The sequence below is a fragment of the Propylenella binzhouense genome (assembly GCF_009866965.1).
Taxonomy (GTDB): domain Bacteria; phylum Pseudomonadota; class Alphaproteobacteria; order Rhizobiales; family Afifellaceae; genus Propylenella; species Propylenella binzhouense.
The window spans coordinates 1-17,805 of record NZ_SPKJ01000021.1; the positions used below are offsets into that span (position 1 = coordinate 1).

17 protein-coding genes and 1 pseudogene are annotated in these 17,805 nt (G+C 70.6%); 6 read left to right on the plus strand and 12 right to left on the minus strand.

Translation table 11 applies throughout. The annotated features are described in order from the left end of the window. A pseudogene (locus tag E4O86_RS08500) lies at positions 1-578 on the plus strand (apolipoprotein A-IV repeat region-like domain-containing protein); the annotation flags it as partial. A gap of 84 nt (positions 579-662) precedes the next feature. On the opposite strand, the gene E4O86_RS08505 reads toward E4O86_RS08500, so the two are convergent. Genes E4O86_RS08505 through E4O86_RS08520 form a run of 4 tightly spaced genes read right to left on the minus strand, consistent with a single transcriptional unit; the run spans position 663 to position 5,582 of the window. Then, entirely contained in the window at positions 663-1,283 is a 621-nt protein-coding gene (locus tag E4O86_RS08505; protein ID WP_161140106.1) for an ABC-type transport auxiliary lipoprotein family protein, read from the minus strand. A gap of 17 nt (positions 1,284-1,300) precedes the next feature. After that, positions 1,301-3,682, minus strand: coding sequence for an MlaD family protein (locus E4O86_RS08510; protein WP_161140107.1), 2,382 nt, complete (start codon positions 3,680-3,682; stop codon positions 1,301-1,303). A 4-nt stretch (positions 3,683-3,686) separates the two neighbouring features. Continuing rightward, the gene (locus tag E4O86_RS08515) at positions 3,687-4,445 is read right to left on the minus strand and encodes an ATP-binding cassette domain-containing protein (protein ID WP_161140108.1); all 759 of its coding nucleotides are present in this window, start codon (positions 4,443-4,445) and stop codon (positions 3,687-3,689) included. 9 nt (positions 4,446-4,454) lie between these two features. Further along, complete coding sequence (locus E4O86_RS08520) at positions 4,455-5,582, minus strand: ABC transporter permease (RefSeq protein ID WP_246206299.1); 1,128 nt, start codon at positions 5,580-5,582, stop codon at positions 4,455-4,457. A 110-nt stretch (positions 5,583-5,692) separates the two neighbouring features. Between E4O86_RS08520 and dgcN the strand changes: the two genes are divergently transcribed. The 3 genes from dgcN to E4O86_RS08535 all read left to right on the plus strand — a co-directional run bounded on the left by dgcN (position 5,693) and on the right by E4O86_RS08535 (position 8,265). After that, positions 5,693-6,706, plus strand: coding sequence for an N-acetyltransferase DgcN (gene dgcN, locus E4O86_RS08525; protein ID WP_161140109.1), 1,014 nt, complete (start codon positions 5,693-5,695; stop codon positions 6,704-6,706). After that, positions 6,703-7,677, plus strand: coding sequence for an N-acetyl-D-Glu racemase DgcA (dgcA, locus tag E4O86_RS08530; RefSeq protein WP_161140110.1), 975 nt, complete (start codon positions 6,703-6,705; stop codon positions 7,675-7,677). The genes dgcN and dgcA overlap by 4 nt, the downstream gene beginning before the upstream one ends. A 78-nt stretch (positions 7,678-7,755) precedes the next feature. Further along, complete coding sequence (locus E4O86_RS08535; RefSeq protein ID WP_161140111.1) at positions 7,756-8,265, plus strand: hypothetical protein; 510 nt, start codon at positions 7,756-7,758, stop codon at positions 8,263-8,265. Here E4O86_RS08535 and E4O86_RS08540 read toward each other — a convergent pair. The 3 genes from E4O86_RS08540 to E4O86_RS08550 are packed head-to-tail and all read right to left on the minus strand — an operon-like array spanning position 8,250 to position 11,098. Then, positions 8,250-9,233: a threonine ammonia-lyase gene (locus tag E4O86_RS08540; RefSeq protein ID WP_161140112.1), complete on the minus strand. Its 984-nt coding sequence runs from the start codon at positions 9,231-9,233 to the stop codon at positions 8,250-8,252. The genes E4O86_RS08535 and E4O86_RS08540 overlap by 16 nt on opposite strands. After that, positions 9,233-10,288: a glycosyltransferase family 4 protein gene (locus E4O86_RS08545; RefSeq protein ID WP_161140113.1), complete on the minus strand. Its 1,056-nt coding sequence runs from the start codon at positions 10,286-10,288 to the stop codon at positions 9,233-9,235. Before E4O86_RS08545 ends, E4O86_RS08540 begins: the two co-directional genes overlap by 1 nt. Positions 10,289-10,291: 3 nt before the next feature. Continuing rightward, complete coding sequence (locus E4O86_RS08550; protein ID WP_161140114.1) at positions 10,292-11,098, minus strand: UDP-2,3-diacylglucosamine diphosphatase; 807 nt, start codon at positions 11,096-11,098, stop codon at positions 10,292-10,294. Positions 11,099-11,207: 109 nt separating this feature from the next. Between E4O86_RS08550 and E4O86_RS08555 the strand changes: the two genes are divergently transcribed. After that, a complete protein-coding gene (locus E4O86_RS08555; RefSeq protein ID WP_161140115.1) occupies positions 11,208-11,987 on the plus strand; it encodes an SDR family oxidoreductase in 780 nt (259 codons plus the stop codon). Positions 11,988-12,048: 61 nt separating this feature from the next. Here the strand turns inward: E4O86_RS08555 and E4O86_RS08560 are convergent, their stop codons facing one another. Further along, the gene (locus E4O86_RS08560) at positions 12,049-13,404 is read right to left on the minus strand and encodes an OmpP1/FadL family transporter (protein WP_161140116.1); all 1,356 of its coding nucleotides are present in this window, start codon (positions 13,402-13,404) and stop codon (positions 12,049-12,051) included. Between the two features lie 228 nt (positions 13,405-13,632). Here E4O86_RS08560 and E4O86_RS08565 point away from each other — a divergent pair, with 228 nt between their 5' ends. Further along, positions 13,633-14,481, plus strand: a complete 849-nt coding sequence (locus tag E4O86_RS08565; protein ID WP_161140117.1) for a fumarylacetoacetate hydrolase family protein — start codon at positions 13,633-13,635, stop codon at positions 14,479-14,481. Between the two features lie 34 nt (positions 14,482-14,515). Here the strand turns inward: E4O86_RS08565 and E4O86_RS08570 are convergent, their stop codons facing one another. Genes E4O86_RS08570 through E4O86_RS08585 form a run of 4 tightly spaced genes read right to left on the minus strand, consistent with a single transcriptional unit; the run spans position 14,516 to position 17,788 of the window. Next, positions 14,516-15,589 carry a TRAP transporter substrate-binding protein gene (locus E4O86_RS08570; protein WP_161140118.1) on the minus strand — a complete coding sequence of 358 codons (1,074 nt, stop codon included), beginning with the start codon at positions 15,587-15,589 and terminating at the stop codon, positions 14,516-14,518. Then, positions 15,589-16,392, minus strand: coding sequence for a bifunctional hydroxymethylpyrimidine kinase/phosphomethylpyrimidine kinase (thiD, locus tag E4O86_RS08575; RefSeq protein WP_161140119.1), 804 nt, complete (start codon positions 16,390-16,392; stop codon positions 15,589-15,591). The genes E4O86_RS08570 and thiD overlap by 1 nt, the downstream gene beginning before the upstream one ends. After that, a complete protein-coding gene (gene thiE / locus E4O86_RS08580) occupies positions 16,389-17,054 on the minus strand; it encodes a thiamine phosphate synthase (RefSeq protein ID WP_161140120.1) in 666 nt (221 codons plus the stop codon). Before thiE ends, thiD begins: the two co-directional genes overlap by 4 nt. Next, the gene (locus E4O86_RS08585) at positions 17,051-17,788 is read right to left on the minus strand and encodes a hydroxyethylthiazole kinase (protein ID WP_161140150.1); all 738 of its coding nucleotides are present in this window, start codon (positions 17,786-17,788) and stop codon (positions 17,051-17,053) included. Before E4O86_RS08585 ends, thiE begins: the two co-directional genes overlap by 4 nt. Positions 17,789-17,805: the final 17 nt, after the last annotated feature.

Here is a 17,805-nt window from a genome sequence, read left to right on the forward strand (position 1 = left end):
CGCCGCCCCCGCCCGCCGTCCAGCCCGCGGCGGAGCGCCCGCGGCCGGCGAACGCGGAGGGACGCGGCTGGGTGGCCGACCTCCTGCGGCGGGCCTCCGCCGACGAGGACCTGCCGCCGCTCAGGCCGGAGAAGGAAGACGGCCCCGACGATCAGGCGGTCGCGGGAGCCCCCAACGGCGCCGCGGAGCCCCCGCAGGCGTCTCCCCTTCCGAAGGCCGGCCGCTCCCCGTCTCAGGTCGTGGAATCGCTCAACTCGCTCTCGATCGACATCGCGCGCGCGATCGATCACGAGGCCTCGGTCGAGCTGTGGGACCGCTACAAGCGCGGCGAGCGGAACGTGTTCACGCGGCGGCTCTACACGCTCCAGGGCCAGCGGACCTTCGACGAGATCCGCCGCAAATACGAGCGCGACGGCGATTTCCGCAGGGCCGTCGACAATTACATCAACGATTTCGAGCGCCTGCTGGCGCAGGTCTCGAAGAACGAGAGCGATCCCGCCATTTCGCGGGCCTACCTCACCTCGGATACCGGGAAGGTCTACACCATGCTCGCGCATGCGGCGGGCCGGCTGAACTGACCGCCGGACCCGCAAAGGCCGAAAGCGCGACGGCCCGCCGCAAACCCTGCGGCGGGCCGTCTGCCGTCCTGGCGGATGGTCCGCTCAGATCCGGGCGAGCACCTTCCGGGTGACCTCGACGAAAGCCGCGTCCATCGCGGCATCGAGGGCGGCGACATAATCCTGATTGGTGCTGCCGACGACCGGCGACCGCGCCTGCACGATATCGCTCGCCACCACCCGGCCCGTGCGGTCATCCATCAGCTTCAGCGCGAAGTCGGCGACGGCCGCGTGGTCCGCGATCTCGAAGGCGCGGATGTCGAGGATGATCTGGTAGTCGATGAGCACCCCCTGCCCCGGCAGCGCGGCCGCGCGCACGCGTCCCGTGTCCTGGAGCGTTTCGAGCAGGCGGGCCTGCAGCAGGCTCGGCAGGCTGTCCGCCCAGACGGCACCCGGCAGATAGGCGTATTCGGACGCGGACGGCCTCGCCGCGATGCGCTCCGAGGCCAGCGCGCGCACGGCCGAGGGGGTCGGGACGAGGATTTGGGCATTGCTGCCTGCCGGCACGGAGAATCCCGTCGGCGCGCTGAGGTCGTAGATCGCGTCCGGGGTCTGTGGCAGGAGCCGCGCGCATCCGCCGACCAGCGCGACTGAGATCGCGATGGCCAGGCCGGCTGCGAGGCCGGACCGGCCGCCGGCGGTTCGTGTCTTTCCGTCTCGGACCACGCGCGCTTCCACCCTCTTCAGCGGCGCTGGGCGCCGCGATACTCTGGTACCCTGTCGGGGCCGAAGATGACCTGGCTCGGGTCGCGGCTCAGATTCCCGATCACGACGTTGAGGCGGCTCACGGTCTGGCGCCCCTCGTTGATGAGGCTCTGCAGGTCGCGGAGCCCGCGATTGGTGAATTCGCTCGCGCCGCCGCCGATCGCCGTCACCTGCTTGTCCAGCGTGACCGCCGCCTGGCGCACGGCCGTCAGCGTGTCCCGTGCCTGGGCGACGAGGCCGTCAGTGCCCTCGCCGGCCATTCCGTTGAGCTTGGTGAGCAGCGCATCCGCCTTCTGGCTCAGCCCGTTGAGGCGATCGGCCACCTCCCGCGCGTCCTGGACGATCCGGTCGACCTCGTCGCTGTTGCGCCCGAGCGCGTCCGCAAACTTGTTGATGCCGTCGATCGACTGGCCGACCTTCTGCGAATCGACCGCCGCCAGCAGGTCGTCGACCCTGGCGCCCATCGTCGGCAGCCGGCTCGTGAAGGTGCCGACATCCGCCGAGATGCTCGTGAGCTTCGTCACGAGCTGGTCGATCTCCTCGCGATGCGCGCCGACCGTCTGGGCAACGCCGCTGATGGAATCGACCGCGGACCGCACCTGCTGCGGATCGACCGCCGCCGTGATCTCGTCGATCCGCACGACGGCGCGGTTAACGGCCTCCGGGTCGACTGCGGCCGCCACGTCGCGCACCCGCTCGCCCGCCGCCGACACGTTCGTCATCAGGGCGTCGGCCCGGTCGCCGAGCCCGCCGAGCCTTGCGGTGAATCCGCTGATATCCGAGGAGATCGCGGAAAGCCGCGTCACCACGGCGTCGATGTCCTCGCGCCGCGCGCCGAGCGTGTCCGCCACGCTGCCGATCGAATCGACGGTGCTGCGGACCTTCTCCGGATCGACGGCCGCGAACACCGAGCGGACCTGCTCGCCCGCGGCGCCGACATCGGCCATCAGCGCATCCGCCTTGTCGCCGAAGGTCCCGAGCCGGGCGGTGAAGCCGCTCACGTCGGAGGAGATCGCGGAGAGCCGCGTCACGACCCCGTCTATGTCCTCGCGCCGCGCGCCGAGCGTCTGTGCGACCCCGCTGATGGAATCGACGGCCGCGCGCACCTGCTGCGGATCGATCGCGCCCGCGATCTCGTCGAGCCGGGTCACGGCGCGGTTCACGGCCTCCGCGTCGACCGCCGCGACGACGTCGCGGACCTGCTGCCCGGCCTCGGCGACGTTCGTCATCAGCGCGTCCGCCTTGTCGCCGAAGGTCCCGAGCCGGGCGGTGAAGCCGCTCACGTCGGAGGAGATCGCGGAGAGCCGCGTCACGACCCCGTCTATGTCCTCGCGCCGCGCGCCGAGCGCCTGGGCGACGCCGCTGATCGAATCGACGGCCGCGCGCACCTGCTGCGGATCGATCGCGCTCGCGACCTCGTCGAGCCGCGTCACGGCGCGGTTGACGGCCTCCGCGTCGACCGCGGCCGCGACGTCCCGGACCTGCTGGCCCGCCTCGGCGACGTTCGTCATCAGCGCGTCCGCCTTGTCGCCGAATGTTCCGAGCCGGGCGGTGAAGCCGCCGACATCGTTCGCGATCGTCCCGATCCGCGTGACCAGCTGGTCGATGTCCTCCCCGCGCGCGGCAACGCTCGCGGTGAGGCTTGTCACATTGTCGACCGCCTGGCGGATCTGGGCCGGATCGACGGCGCCCATGATCGCCTCGCCGCGATCGACGAGGCCGTCGAGCTTTCCGCTGATCTGCGCGAGCGCCTTCGAGGCTTCCGAGGCGTTGTGCACGAGTTCGCTCACCTCGTCGGAGCTCGTCGCGAGCGCATCGGTGAAGGAGCGCACGTTCTTGACGATGTCGCCGACCGGCTCCGCATTGTTCTTCATCACGGCTTGCAGCGTCGCCAGCGTCTCGTCGGCGCGGGCGAGAATGCCGCGGGCCCCCGCGAGCAGGTCCTGCATGCCGGACCGCTGAGCCTGGAGCATCGGATTTTCCTGCGTCCAGATGCTCGGCGCGCCGGTCGTGCCGCCGGAAAGCTCGACATAGCCGACCCCGGTCAGGCCCTGGAAACCGAGCGAAGCCGTCGTATCGGTCTTGATCGGCGTGTCGCGGTTGACGGAGAGATCGGCGATCACCTTGGACGGGTTCTGCGGATCGAGGCGCAGCTTCTGCACGTCGCCGATCTTGATGCCGTTGAACACGACCTGTCCGCCGGTTCCGAGCCCGGTGACCGGATCGCTGAAGACCACCGAGATCCGGCCGGTATTGCCGCTGTCGTGCCCGCGCGCGAGCCAGTAGATGAACCCGAAGGCGAGCGCCAGCACCACGAGCGTGAACGCGCCGATCAGGGTCGTATTGGCCTTGGTCTCCATCGCCTCACCCAAGTGCCGCACGCGCCCGCGGGCTGTTGAAGTAGCTGCGCACCCACGGATGATCGAACCTGCGCATCGCCGCGATGTCGCCTTCGATCAGAATGCGCTGTTCCCCCACCACCGCAATCCGGTCCACGATCGCATGGAGCGTGTCGAGGTCGTGGGTTACCATGACCACCGTCAGCCCCAAAGTGTTTCTGAGATCCTCGATCAGGTTGTCGAAGTCGGACGCCGAGATCGGGTCGAGCCCCGAAGTCGGCTCGTCGAGGAACAGGATTTCGGGATCGAGCGCCAGCGCGCGTGCGAGCGCCGCCCGCTTGATCATGCCGCCCGAGAGCTCGGAAGGCATCTTCTGGCCGTCGCCCGGCTTCAGGCCCACGAGCTCGATCTTCAATTGCGAGAGCTGCTCGACGAGCGGCGGCGGCAGGTCAAGGAACTCGCGCATCGGGACGGCGACGTTCTGGGCAACGGTGAGCGCCGAGAACAGCGCGCCGAACTGGAAGAGCACGCCCCAGCGCTTCTCGATCTCGACGTCGGGGCCGTCCGGCCCGACCGCCTGCCCGAACGCCTCGACCGTGCCCGAAGAGCGGCGCACCAGCCCGAGGATGGACCGGAGCAGCACGGACTTGCCCGATCCCGACGCGCCGACGATCGCAAGGATCTCGCCCCGTCGCACGTCGAGGTCGAGATGGTCCAGCACCAACCGGTCGCCGAAACCGACCGACAGGTCGCGCACGCATATGACCGGTGCTTCGTTCGCCACGCGATCGCCTCAGAAGTCGATCGAGGCGTAGAAGATGGCGAACAGGCCGTCCACCACGATGACCATGAAGATGGACTTCACCACGGCGGCGGTGGTGTGCCGGCCGAGCGATTCCGCCGAGCCGCGCACCGCCATGCCCTCGGCGCAGGCGATGCAGCCGATGATCAGGGCCATGAACGGCGCCTTCAGGAGCCCGCTGAAGAGCGAGCTGAAATCGACCGCGTCGCGCAGCCGCACCAGGAACACGTCCGGCACGATGCCGGAATACATCCAGAGCGTCAGGAGCGCGCCGGCGAGCGCGGCCATGGCCGCCAGGAAGGTCAGGAGCGGCAGCACGAGAACGAGCGCGAGCACGCGGGGCAGCACCAGCACGTTCACCGGGTCGAGCCCCATCACCCGCAGCGCGTCGATCTCCTCGCCCATCTCCATCGAGCCGAGCTCGGCGGTGATCGCGCTGCCGGACCGGCCGGCGACCATGATCGCGGTGAGGAGCACCGCGATCTCGCGCAGCGCGATGATGCCGACGAGATCGACGGCGAAGATCTCGGCGCCGAAATAGCGCAGCTGGAACGCGCTCTGCTGCGCCAGGATGCCGCCGATCAGGAACGACATCAGCATGATGATCGGCACGGCGCGCAGGCCTGCCACGTCCATCTGCTGCACGACGGCGGTCGCCCGGAACGTCGACGGATGGAGGATGGTCGTCCCGATCTCCCGGATCACCCCGCCGAGCATTCCCACCAGATTGCGGCCGTCGCCGGCCACCGAGATCATCGTCTCCCCGACATGGGCGAGGAAGTTCTCGCGCCCCTTCACCGGCGGCACCGGCTCGGCGAGCACGTCGCGGACCCGCTTCACGAGCGCCTCGCGGGCGGGATCCGCGCCCTGCCAGACGACCTCGCGGCCGGCCCCGGCCCAGGCGCGCTCGAGCCTGACCAGCAGGTAGGCCCCGGCGGTGTCGAGCGCGCTCACCCCCGACACGTCGATCACCAGCGTCCCGGCGCTCTCCTTCGCGGCGCCGGGCGCGAAATCGGCGAGCGCCGCCTCGATCCGGCTCGCGTCCCCGATCACCCAGCTGCCGGCCGGCCGCATCACCAACCGGCCTCCGTCGAGCTGTCGATCAAGCACTGCGGTCATGGAATCCTGCGATGCTGACGGGAACGGCAGCGCGTGTTACGGAGGTCGTCGCTGCGGTGCAATGTGCCGTCTGCCCGGCCCGCCCGCAAGCGCAGGAAAGCAACAGTCCCATGGACATCCGGACTCCCTACCTTCTGTTTCTGGGCGACGTTCCAGACGCCCTCGCCGCGAAGACGGCCTACGGCATCGTGGACTGGCGCCGCGACTGGTGCGTCGGCCAGCTCAGGCTGCCCGGCTGCCGGGCCGACACGGGACTGCCCGACCTGGACATCGCCGCCGCCCGGCAGGCAGGCGCGGAGACGTTCGTGATCGGCGCCGTCAATCCCGGCGGCGTGCTGCCGGAGCACTGGATCGCGAGCATCGTGGAAGCGATCGAAGCCGGAATGGACGTCGCCAGCGGGCTCCACATGCGCCTGCGCGACATCGAGGCGATCCGCAAGGCCGCCGAGCGCCACCAGGCGGCCCTCCTCGACGTGCGGCATGCAGATCGGAGCTTCTCGGTCGGCAAGGGCGTGCGCAGGAGCGGCCGTCGCATCCTCACCGTCGGAACCGATTGCGCGGTGGGCAAGAAATATGCGGCGCTCGCGCTCGAGCGCGAGATGACGGCCCGGGGCTACGACGCCGAGTTCTGCGCGACCGGCCAGACCGGCGTGCTGATCGCCGGGCGCGGCGTGGCGATCGATGCGGTCGTCGCCGACTTCATCTCCGGCGCGGCGGAATGGCTGACGCCGGAAGCCGATCCCCGCCACTGGTTCGTCGTCGAGGGCCAGGGTTCCCTCTTCCACCCGTCCTTCGCGGGCGTTTCCCTCGGCCTCCTGCACGGCGCGCAGCCGGACGCCTTCGTCGTCTGCCACGAGCCGACGCGGCGGACGATGCGGAACGTCTCGCATCCGATCGCCGCGATCGGCGACGTCATCGAGGAGACGGTCCGGCTCGGCCGCCTCACCAACCCGGACATCCGGCCGATCGGCATCGCCGTCAACACGTCGACGCTTCCCGCCGATGCGGCCGATGCCCTCCTCGCCGCCACGGCGGCCGAGCACGGGCTTCCCGCCGTGGACCCGATCCGCACCGGCATGGCGCCGATCGTCGATCGCCTGGCGGCGCTCTTCGGCACCCCATGACGCTGCGCGTCACGGCCTGCATCGAAAAGTGGCCGATCGCCGGACGCTTCGTCATCTCCCGCGGCGCGCGGACCGAGGCGACCGTGGTGGCGGTCGAACTCTCCGACGGCAGCGCCGCCGGCCGCGCGGAGTGCGTCCCCTATGCCCGCTACGGCGAGACGCCGGAAAGCGTGCTCGCGCAGATCGAAGCGGTGGCCGGCACGCTCTCCGACCGCACGGCGCTCCAGGCCCTGCTGCCGCCCGGGGCGGCCCGGAACGCGCTCGATTGCGCGCTCTGGGACTTGGAGGCCAAGCGGTCCGGGGTTCCGGTCGCCCATCGCTGCGCCGGCATGATGCCGCGCCCCGTGCTGACGGCCTACACTCTGAGCCTCGGCACCCCCGACGAGATGAGCGAGGCGACGCGCAAGGCTGCGGGACGCCCGCTCCTCAAGGTGAAGCTCGGGGGCGATGGCGACGTGGAGCGCATCCGCGCGGTGCGTGCCGCGGCGCCGCGCGCCCGCCTCGTCGTCGACGCCAACGAGGCCTGGAGCGAAGAGAACTACCTCGAGAACATGATCGCCTGCCTCGAATCCGGCGTCTTCCTCATCGAGCAGCCGCTCCCGGCAGGCGCGGACGATCTGCTGCTCCATGTCCCGCATCCGGTCCCGATCTGCGCGGACGAGAGCCTGCACGTGTTCGAGGACCTGGAGAAGATCGCCGGCAAGTACGACGCCGTGAACGTGAAGCTCGACAAGGCCGGCGGGCTCACCGAGGCGCTCAGGACGGTGGAGGAGGCGCGCCGCCGCGGCTTTCTCGTCATGGTCGGCTGCATGCTCGGAACCTCGCTCGCCATGGCGCCGGCCGTACTCCTCGCGCAATACGCCCAGGTCGCCGATCTCGACGGGCCGCTTCTTCTCGCCCGCGACCGCCGTCCCGGCCTCCGCTATGCCGGCGCAATGGTGGAGCCGCCCCTCCCCGCCCTCTGGGGCTGAAAAGCCCTCCATTAAGGCTTTCTCAGCCTTCCTGGGCTAGGAATTCGCGACCGGCCCGCCCGGAAGAGGAGTTTCGAGATGGCCGGCCTTGCACGGCTCGGAGAGCTCAGCGAGGACGATTACAACGAGATCGCCGGGGCGCTTCTCGCCACCGCGAAGGGCCGGGCATTCCTCGGCGAGCACGGCCGGCGTTCCCGGGCGCGCGAGATCCGGCCTCTGCTGCGGTCTCTGAAGCACCTCGAGGGCGAGCTCGCCGCCCTCCGCAGCGATCCCTGGCCGCCGGCGGCCGCGCTCGAGATCGCCGCGATCGCCGACCGCATCGCCGCGCTCGCGCCGGCATCGGCCTGCGACTTTCCGGCGCCAACGACCGCCGCCGAGCGCGCTGACGAGCTCGCCGCGGTCGAGCGCGAATTGCGGGTCCTTTCGGACGTGCTCGCCAGGATCGCGCCCGTCGCCTCCGCGCCTGCGGCGGAAGCCGACATCTTCCCGGACGATGCCGGCGAGGCGCGGACCTGGCCGGCGGTGATCGAGGACGACCTGCCTCTCGCCTTTCCCGGCTGCGACGAGGCGCCTCAGCCCGCGCGGTAGGCGGCGAGCGCGGTCCGCAGCGTTTCGTCCGCGACGTTGCCGCCGGAGATGACGACGACGACCGTGCGCCCCTCGAGCGGGACCTTGCCCGCGATCGCCGCGGCGAGGGCGACCGCCCCGCCGGGCTCGGCGACGAGGCGCAGCCCATCGAAGGCAAAGCCCACGGCGTCGAGCGCCTCGGCGTCCGTGACGGAGAGCGCGCCCGCAAGCCGGCTCCGGTTGATCTCGAACCCGATCCTGCCCGGCGCGGGCGCCAGGAGCGCATCGCAGAGCGAGCCCGAAAGGCGCTCGTTTTCCCGCCGCTCGCCGGCCGCGAGCGACCGGGCGTAGTCGTCGAAGCCGGCGGGCTCCACGGCATAGACCGCGGCGGCCGGGAACGCGTCCGTCACGGCGAGCGCCACGCCTGCGGTGAGGCCGCCCCCGCCGCACGGAACGAGCACGATGTCGGGCCGTGCCCCGGCGGCCTCGCAATCCTCGGCGATCTCGAGCCCCACCGTCCCCTGGCCCGCTATGACCTCCGCATTGTCGAACGGATGGATGAGGGTGCCGCCCTCCTCCGCCACGATGCGGTTCGCGATGGCTTCGCGGTCCTCGCGGATCCGGTCGTAGAGCACGATCCGCGCCCCGCTCGCGGCGGTCCGCTCGCGCTTCACCGAGGGCGCATCCGCGGGCATGACGACGGTGGCCGGGATGCCGGCGAGGCGCGCCGCCTCCGCAAGTCCCTGCGCGTGGTTGCCGGAGGAGCAGGCGACGACGCCGGCGCGCCCCGCCTCCCCGAGCTTCGCCACGGCGTTCCAGGCACCGCGGAACTTGAACGAGCCGGTGCGCTGGAGGCATTCCGGCTTGAGATAGACGCGCGCGCCCGTTCTTTCCGAAAGCGCGGGCGCGGGGAGAAGCGGCGTCCGCACGGCATGGCCGGACAGCCGCCCGCGGGCGGCGAGGACATCGTGGATGGTGGGCCCGAGCATCAGAGGGCGATAGAGGACTGCTCGTGTTCCGGCAAGGACTCCGCGGCGACCGGGCGGCAGTGGACGCTCACGATGTTGGCGCGGAATGCGGCCGCGCTCGCCTCCCAGCTGAACCGCAGCGCGAGCGCGCGGGCATCCTCTCCGCGCAGCGACAACGCTCCGAGGGCGGCGCGGCGCAGGTCCTCGTCGAGGACGCCGGCCCCCGGATCGACGATGACGTCCTTCGGGCCGGTGACCGGAAAGGCCGCCACCGGCAGCCCGGAGGCCAGGGCCTCGAGGAGGACATTGCCGAACGTGTCCGTGAGGCTCGGAAACACGAAGACGTCGCAGCCCGCATAGGCGCGCGCCAGCGCCTCGCCTTCGAGCGTGCCGAGGAACCGCACGTCGCCGAAGCGCGCCTCGAGGTCCTGCCGCGCCGGGCCGTCTCCGACCACCACCTTCGTTCCGGGCAGGTCGAGCGACAGGAAAGCCTCGAGGTTCTTCTCCACCGAGACGCGGCCGACATAGAGAAAGAGCGGGCGCGGCAGGCCGAGATCGCAGTCAGGGCGGGGCCGGAAGAGCTCGGCATCGACGCCGCGCGACCAGCGCATCAGGTGGTTGATCCCGCGCGCCCGGAGATCGGCCTCGAGCGAGGGCGTCGCCACCATGCAGCCGGCGCCGGCATTGTGGAACCAGCGCATGTAGGCGTAGCCCCAGGCGATCGGGACCGGCAGCCGCGCGGCCAGATATTCCGGGAACTTGGTGTGGTAGCTGGTGGTGAAGGCGAGCCTGCCCTTCACGCAGTAATGGCGCGCCATCAGGCCGAGCGGCCCTTCCGTCGCGATGTGGATGTGGTCGGCCCGGGCCGCGTCCAGAAGCTCGGCGATCCGCCGCGGCGTCGTCACGGCGAGACGGATCTCCGGATAGCTCGGGCACGGCCAGGTGCGGAAGAGGTGCGGCGCGAGCACCGTCACCTCGTCGCCGCCCGCGGTCAGGATCTCGACCATCTTCTGCAGGCAGCGCACGACGCCGTTTACCTGCGGCTGCCAGGCGTCGGTCACGATCACGAGGCGCATGCGTCAGGCCGCAACCGCCCTGCGATCCGTCTGCTCCACGAGGTCCGGGAACGCGGCGACCTGCTCGCTCCAGCGGATGATCTCGAAGCTGCCGTCGTGGTGCTCGGCAAGCGCCGTGCAGCTCTCCACCCAGTCGCCGCAATTGTAGTAGGCGACGCCGAAGCGGTCGTGCATCGCCGCATGGTGGATGTGGCCGCAGATGACCCCGTCCGCATCGAGGCGCTCCGCCTCGCGGGCGAGCGCCTCCTCGAAGGCGCTGATGAAGTTCACGGCGTTCTTGACCTTGAGCTTCGCCCAGGCCGAAAGCGACCAGTAGGAGAAGCCGAACGAGCGCCGGATGAGGTTCAGGTAGGTATTCACGCCGAGCGCCACGCCGTAGGCCCAGTCGCCCAGGAAGGCGAGCCACTTGGCATGGCGCACGACCACGTCGAAATCGTCGCCGTGCGTGACGAGGAGCCGCCGCCCGTTCGCCGTCTCGTGCAGGGCTGTCCGGCAGACTTCGATCCCGCCGAAATGGGTTCCGATATAGTCGCGGAGGAACTCGTCGTGGTTCCCCGGGATATAGATGATGCGGCTGCCCTTCCGGCCCTTCCGGAGCAGCTTCTGAACGACGTCGTTATGCGCCTGCGGCCAGTGCCAGACGCGCCCGAGCCGCCAGGCGTCGACGATGTCTCCGACGAGGAAGATGGTCTCGGCATCGTGCACGCGGAGGAAGTCGAGCAGCATGCCCGCCTGGCAGCCTCGGGTACCGAGGTGCACGTCCGAGATGAAAAGGGTTCGCAGATGGCGTGGTGCCGGTTGTTCGAGCATGGCGCTGCCGGATAAGTGCGTCCCAGGCAAAGACACGATTCCGATCTCAGTTTTGTGACGCCGCGGGAATGACTGGCGCCGCGGCGGCGACATCCACGAGGAGAAGAAGATGGACTTGGGCTTGCAGGGACGGAAGGCGATCGTGTGCGCATCGACGCGGGGACTCGGGCGCGGCTGCGCCGAGGCGCTTTCCGCGGAGGGTGCGACGGTCGTGGTGAACGGCAGGACGCAGGAAGCCGCCGAGCAGACCGCCGAGGCGATCCGCCGCGCGACCGGCGGCACCGTGCTCGCGGTCGGCGGCGACGTCTCGACGAAGGAGGGACAGGCGGCGCTCCTCGCGGCCTGTCCCGATCCGGACATCCTCGTCAACAACAATGCCGGGCCGCCGCGCAAGGATTTCCGCGATCTCGACCGGACGGCGATGCTCGACGGCGTCGTCCAGAACATGGTGACGCCGGTCGAGCTCCTTCAGGCCGTGCTCGACGGCATGGTCGCGCGCAGGTTCGGGCGGATCGTCAACATCACGTCCTCGTCGGTGCTGATGCCGATCGCCGGCCTCGACCTCTCGTCCGGCGCGCGGGCGGGGCTCACCGCCTTCCTCGCCGGCATCTGCCGGCAGGTCGCCGCCTCCAACGTCACGATCAACAACATGCTGCCCGGCAAGATGGATACCGACCGGCTCCGCAGCGGGCTGCGCTGGGGCGCCGGTCAGGCCGGCATCAGCGAGGAGGAGGAGGCGGACCGCCAGCGCCGCGTGATTCCGGCCGGGCGCTTCGGAACCGCGGAGGAGTTCGGAAAGGTCTGCGCCTTCCTCTGCTCCGAGCATGCCGGCTACATCACCGGCCGCAATTTCCTGCTCGATGGCGGGCTCGTTCCGACCGCCTTCTGAGGCGCCGCCGGACCTCGCCGGGCGCCGTCCGGCGCCCGGACTCCGGCCGTTCCGCCGCCGCTCAGAACTTCCGGACCGCGGGCTCCTCGTAGCTCTCGAAGACCGGCCGTGCTCCGCCGCCGAGCTTCACCTTCAGCGCGGCGGAGATGAAGTGCAGGTCGGATTCGCCTTCGGCGACGAAGGGCAGGCCGTTGAAGCTCGGGTTGGAGGCCGAGCTGATGTCGATGTCCGGGTCCATCGCCCGGACGTAGCTGTAGGCGAAGTCGAAGGAGAAGCGCTCGTTGAAGCTGTGCGACAGGCCGGCCGAGAGCCAGAGCCGGTCGTCGTCGGCAAGCCGGGTCGAGCGCACCTTGTCGCTGATCGGCGAGAGTTCGTAGCCGATGCCGGCCCGCAGGCTGGTCGCCGGCGTCCAGGCATATTCTCCGCCGACCGAGAAGAACCAGCCGTCGTCATACTGGAAGGACAGGCCCTGCGCGCCCGCCTGGAAGGCGTTGAGATCGACCGGCGCGCCGCCGAGGAGCGGGCTCGTCACGGCCACGTCCCCGAACCGGCTCCAGTTCGTCCACTCCACCGTGCCGGCGAGCGTGAAGGCGTCGGTGATCCGCTGGCGCAGGCCGAGGCTGACCGTCTCCGGCATGTCGAGATCGGCGTCGATCGGAAGCGGCTGCGAGCCGGGGAGCTCGAGCGTGCCCTCGAGCGATTGCCTGATCGAGGAGCGGAAGCCGAGGCCGATCTCGGTGCCCGCGAACGGCCGGACCTGGATGCCGGCCGTGAAGCCGACCGACGTGTCATCGCCGGAGAGGTCCGCGGTCGGATCGCCCGGCAGGACGCCGGTCGCGGTCTTCAGGCTGGTCTTGAAGTACTGGACCTGCAGGCCGGCGCCGATCGAGATCATCTCGTTGAGCTGGTAGGCGATCATCGGGTTCACGTTGACCGAGAACACCTTCGAGGTGCGCGAATAGGCCTGGCCCGCCCAGCTGGTCTCCGGGTTGGTCGCAAGCCCGAAGGGCGAGTTCACCCCGATCCCGGCGATCAGGCTCTCGTTGATGCGGTAGGCGACGTAGCCCACCGGCGCGAAGGCGTCCTGGCCCATGTCGCCGCTCGCACTCGTCGCGGCGAAGCCGCCGCTCAGCGCATCAAGGGTCGCAACCGTCGCCGCCGTCGGCGTGACCTTGATCGTCGGCACGATCAGGGTGCCGCCGAGCTCCGCCTCGAAGCCCATCACCTGGGACAGGACGGCGGGATTCCAGAAGCTGGAGGAGAGGCTGCCGCCCGCCGCCACGCCGGCGAAGCTCATGCCCTGCCCGTACGAGCTCTGCTCCCGGAGCGCGAATGCGCCTGCAAACGCCTCCGACGCGACCCCGCCCAGAATGGCGGCCGAGCCGAGCAGCAATGCGATGCGCCCCGAAACGTTCATCAGCGTCCCCCGATTGGCGCCCGTCCGGGCGCTTTCCACTTTATCGTTCGGGCAAGCTAGCAGGCGGGACTTACCGGGAATCCTGCATTGACAGCCGGAGCGCGATTGGCTGCATTCCCGGTCGACCATGTGATAATCGCGCAACGCTTTTCGTTACCGGAGGTTGCGGACGCCGGCCTGTCGGATGGTCCAGTGATTGTACTTCCAAAGACATGTGAGGAGACGTCGATGAAGTTGGTGCGGTTTGGCGAGAAGGGTGCCGAGAAGCCCGGCGCAATTGATTCGCAGGGTCGCATCCGCGACCTGTCGGGGGTCGTCGCGGATTTCACGCCGGACGTCCTGACCATCGAGATGCGGGACCGCCTCACGGCGCTCGATCTCGAGACCCTCCCCGTCGTCGGAGGCAATCCGCGCCTCGGCGCGCCGATCGCCCGCACCGGCCACTTCATCGCGATCGGGCTGAACTATGTCGACCATGCCAAGGAGGCCGGACAGCCGATCCCGGCCGAGCCGGTGATCTTCTCGAAGGCGCCGAGTTCGCTCAGCGGCCCGGACGACGACGTGATCCTCCCCCGCGGATCGGAAAAGGGGGACTGGGAGATCGAGCTCGGCTTCGTGATGGGCCGGCACTGCCACTACGTGGCGCAGTCGGACGCCCTCTCCGCCGTGTTCGGCTACGTGCTCGCCAACGACGTCTCGGAGCGCGCCTTCCAGATCGAAGGCACCGGGCAGTGGATCAAGGGCAAGAGCGCGCCGACCTTCGGTCCGATCGGCCCGTGGCTCGTCACGCCGGACGAGATTCCCGACCCGCAGGACCTCGACATGTCGCTCGACGTCAACGGGGAGCGGCGGCAGACCGGCAACACCCGGACCATGATCTTCCCGGTCGCGGAGCTGATCGCCTATCTCTCCGAGAAGATGGATCTGGAGCCCGGCGACCTCGTGATCACGGGCACCCCGCCCGGCGTCGGCCTCGGCATGCGCCCGCAGCAATTCCTGAAGCCGGGCGACGAGATGCATCTCACCATGGCGAAGCTCGGCGAGCAGCGCCAGAAGGTGGTCGCGTTCCGGGGCTGAGCGCGGCGGCGCACCGCCGCGCCCTCCGGGAAGGTCAATCCGGGTCGCGGGCTTCCAGGAAGCTGCGCACGGACACCTCGCTCCAGGGCGCGAGCGTCGCGCGGGCCGCCCGGTAGGACGCCACGATGCGGCCGGCGATCGCATCCGTCGCGGCGATCTCGTCCAAGATCGCGGCGGCAGCGCCCTGCGCCGCCCGCACGACGTCCGCCGGAAAGCGGACGAGCTCGATGTCCTTCTCCTTGAGAGCGGCGAGCGCGCGCGCATTCATGAGTTCGGCCTCCGCGAGCGAATAGGCGTTCTCGGCGCGCGCCGCATTCTCGACGACGGCCTTGAGGTCGTCCGGGAGGGCGTTCCAGGCCTTCGCCGAGACGATCAGCTCGCCGGTGCCGTTCGGCTTGTTGAAGCCCGGATGGTGATAGTAGCGCGCGACCTTGTAGAAGCCGCTGGCGAGGTCGCTCTGCGGGCCGAGGAACTCGGCGCCGTCGATCATGCCCGACTGCAGGGCCGGCAGGATTTCGGAGACGGGCGTCGTCAGCGGCGTCGCGCCGAGGCGGCGGTAGATCTCGCCGCCGGTGCCCGCGACGCGCAGCCGGAGCCCTCGGATGTCGTCGAGGCTGCGGATCGGCCGGACGAACCAGCCGCCCATGTTGAAGCCCGGATTGCCGGCCATGAAGGGCTTCACCTCGAAGCGGGCATAGAGCTCGTCCCAGAGCGCCTGCCCGCCGCCGTGCTCGATCCAGGCCATGTGCTCGGTCGGGGTCAGGCCGAACGGAAAGGTCGTGAAGAACACGGTCGCCGGATGCTTCCCCTGCCAGTAGAACGAAGCCGTGTGGCCGGCGTCGGCGGCACCGCCGCGCACGGCGTCGAGCACCTCGAGGCCGGAGACGATCTCTCCGGCCGCGTAGAGCCGCACGGTGAGGCGGCCGCCGCTCATCGCCCCGATCCTCTGCGCCAGCCGCTCCGCCGTCATGCCGGGGCCCGGCAGGTTCTTCGGCCAGGACGTCACCATCCGCCATTCGGTCTTGCCCTGCGCGAGCGCGGGCGTGGCAAGCGAAGCGGCGGCGACCGCTCCGCCGGAGAGCAGGTTGCGACGGGTGAGCGCGTTCATCAGGGGCTCCAGATTGCGTGGAAATGGTGGACCGGCCCGTGCCCCGACCCGATCCGGAGCCGGTCGGAAGCCGCGATCGCGGCCTGCAGATAGGCCTTGGCCGCCGCGACCGAGGCGGCGAGATCGAGGCCTTTCGCCAGGCCGGCGGCGATCGCCGAGGAGAGCGTGCAGCCCGTCCCGTGGGTGTTCTCGGTCGCGATCCGCGGCGCCTCGAACCAGCGCCTCAGCGAGCCGGCCGCCAGGAAGTCGGCGGCGACGGGCTCGTCGCCGTGCCCGCCCTTGAGGAGAACGCCGTTGGCGCCGAGCGCGAGCAGCGCGTCCGCCTGCCGCTCCACCGCCGCCCTGCCCTTCGCGACCGGCTCGTCGAGCAGCCTGGCCGCCTCGTGGAGGTTGGGCGTCACGAGGAGCGCGCGCGGGAAGAGCTCGCGCGTGAGCACCGCGACCGCGTCGTCGGCGAGAAGCTTCGCCCCGCTCGTCGTCACCATCACCGGGTCGAGCACGACAGGGCCCGTCTTCCAGGCGTCGAGCCCGGCGGCGACCGCCTCGATGACCCCGGGATTGGAGAGCATGCCGATCTTCGTCGCGCCGACGCGGAGATCGGAGTAGACCGCATCCATCTGCGCATGCACGAAGTCGGGCGGGACGTCGTGGACCGCCGTCACCGTCAGCGTGTTCTGCGCGGTGAGCGCCGCGATCACGCTCGCCCCGTAGACGCCGAGCGCGGAAAAGGTCTTGAGATCGGCCTGGATGCCGGCGCCGCCGCCGGAATCGGAACCCGCTATCGTGACGGCGATCGGCGTCATGCGCTCTCCCCTGCCGCAACCCGCGCCCCGTCCACGATCTCCCGCAGCCGCCGCGTCGCGGCCGCGACGTCCTCGGCCATGAAGAGCGCCGAGATCACCGCGATCCCGTCCGAGCCGGCCCGCATGATCTGCCCCGCATTCGCCACCTCGATGCCGGCGATCGCGCCGACCGGCAGGCCGGGGCGGCGGGCGCGGACGATGGCGGCGAGCGCGCGCCAGCCGTCGACCCCGATCGAGCGCGGGTTCTCCTTCGACTGCGTGTCGAACACGCCGCCGATGCAGACATAGTCGATTTCCTCGAGCGCCGAGCCGCGCGCCTCCGCCTCCGTCTTGACGCTGAGGCCGATCAGCGCCTCCGGGCCGAGCAGGCGCCGCGCGTCGGCCGCGGCCATATCGTCCTGCCCGACATGGACGCCGCCGGCGCCGGCCGCGAGCGCGACGTCGACCCTGTCGTTGACGAGGAGGGGCACGCCGCTTCCCGCGACCGCGGCGGCGATCGCGCGGACGGCCTCGACCATGGCCCGGGTGCTGCCGGTCTTGTCGCGGTACTGCAGGAGCGTCGCGCCGCCGGCGACGGCCGCACAAGCGAGTTCGGGCAGCGGCCGTCCCCGGCTCCGCGCCGGATCCAGAATGCCGTAGAGGCTGAGGTCGACCTTGTTCATGAATGGCGTTCCAGTTGGTCCCGCGGCCCGGAAAGGCCGTGGAGTTCGTCGAGGAAGAGCGGCACGAAGCTTCCCGGCCCGCCGGCCTTTGCGCCCGCGCGCGCGCCGGCGGCGCCGAACCCTTCCACCGCCGCTATGGTTGCGGCGCAGGCATTCAGAGCCGTCGATAGGCAGGCCGCGACCACCGCGCCGAGGGCGCATCCCATCGCGGTCACCTCCGCCATGAGCGGGTGCCCCGTCTCGACGACGGATTCCCGATCCGCGCAGCCGATCCGGTCGCGGGCGCCGGAAATCGCGACGACGGCGCCCCGCGCCCTGGCGGCGGCGAGGCATGCCGCGCCGAGCGCGGCCGCCTCCGGCTCGTTGAGCCGGATCGCGGAGGGACCCGCCGCGACCAGGCGGCGGGCATAATCGGCCCGTGCCGGCGAGCGGTCCGCGAAGACGGGATCGAGCACCCAGGGCCGGCCGGCGGCGGACGCCGCCGCGACGGCCTCGCCGATCGCCTCCCGCGCGGCGGGCGTGAGCATGCCGAGGTTCACGAGCAGCGCGTCCGCGCCGGCGACGAAGGCGGCGACCTCCGCGGGGTCGCCCGACATCGACGGCACCGCGCCGATCGCCAGCAGCACGTTCGCCGTGAAGGCCTGCGCGACATTGTTCGTGAGGCAGTGCACGCGCGGCCGGCGGGCGCGCACGGCGGCGAAGACCTGCGCTGCGGGTGCGAGCGCGGCCGGCATCAGCAGCACCGGCGCGC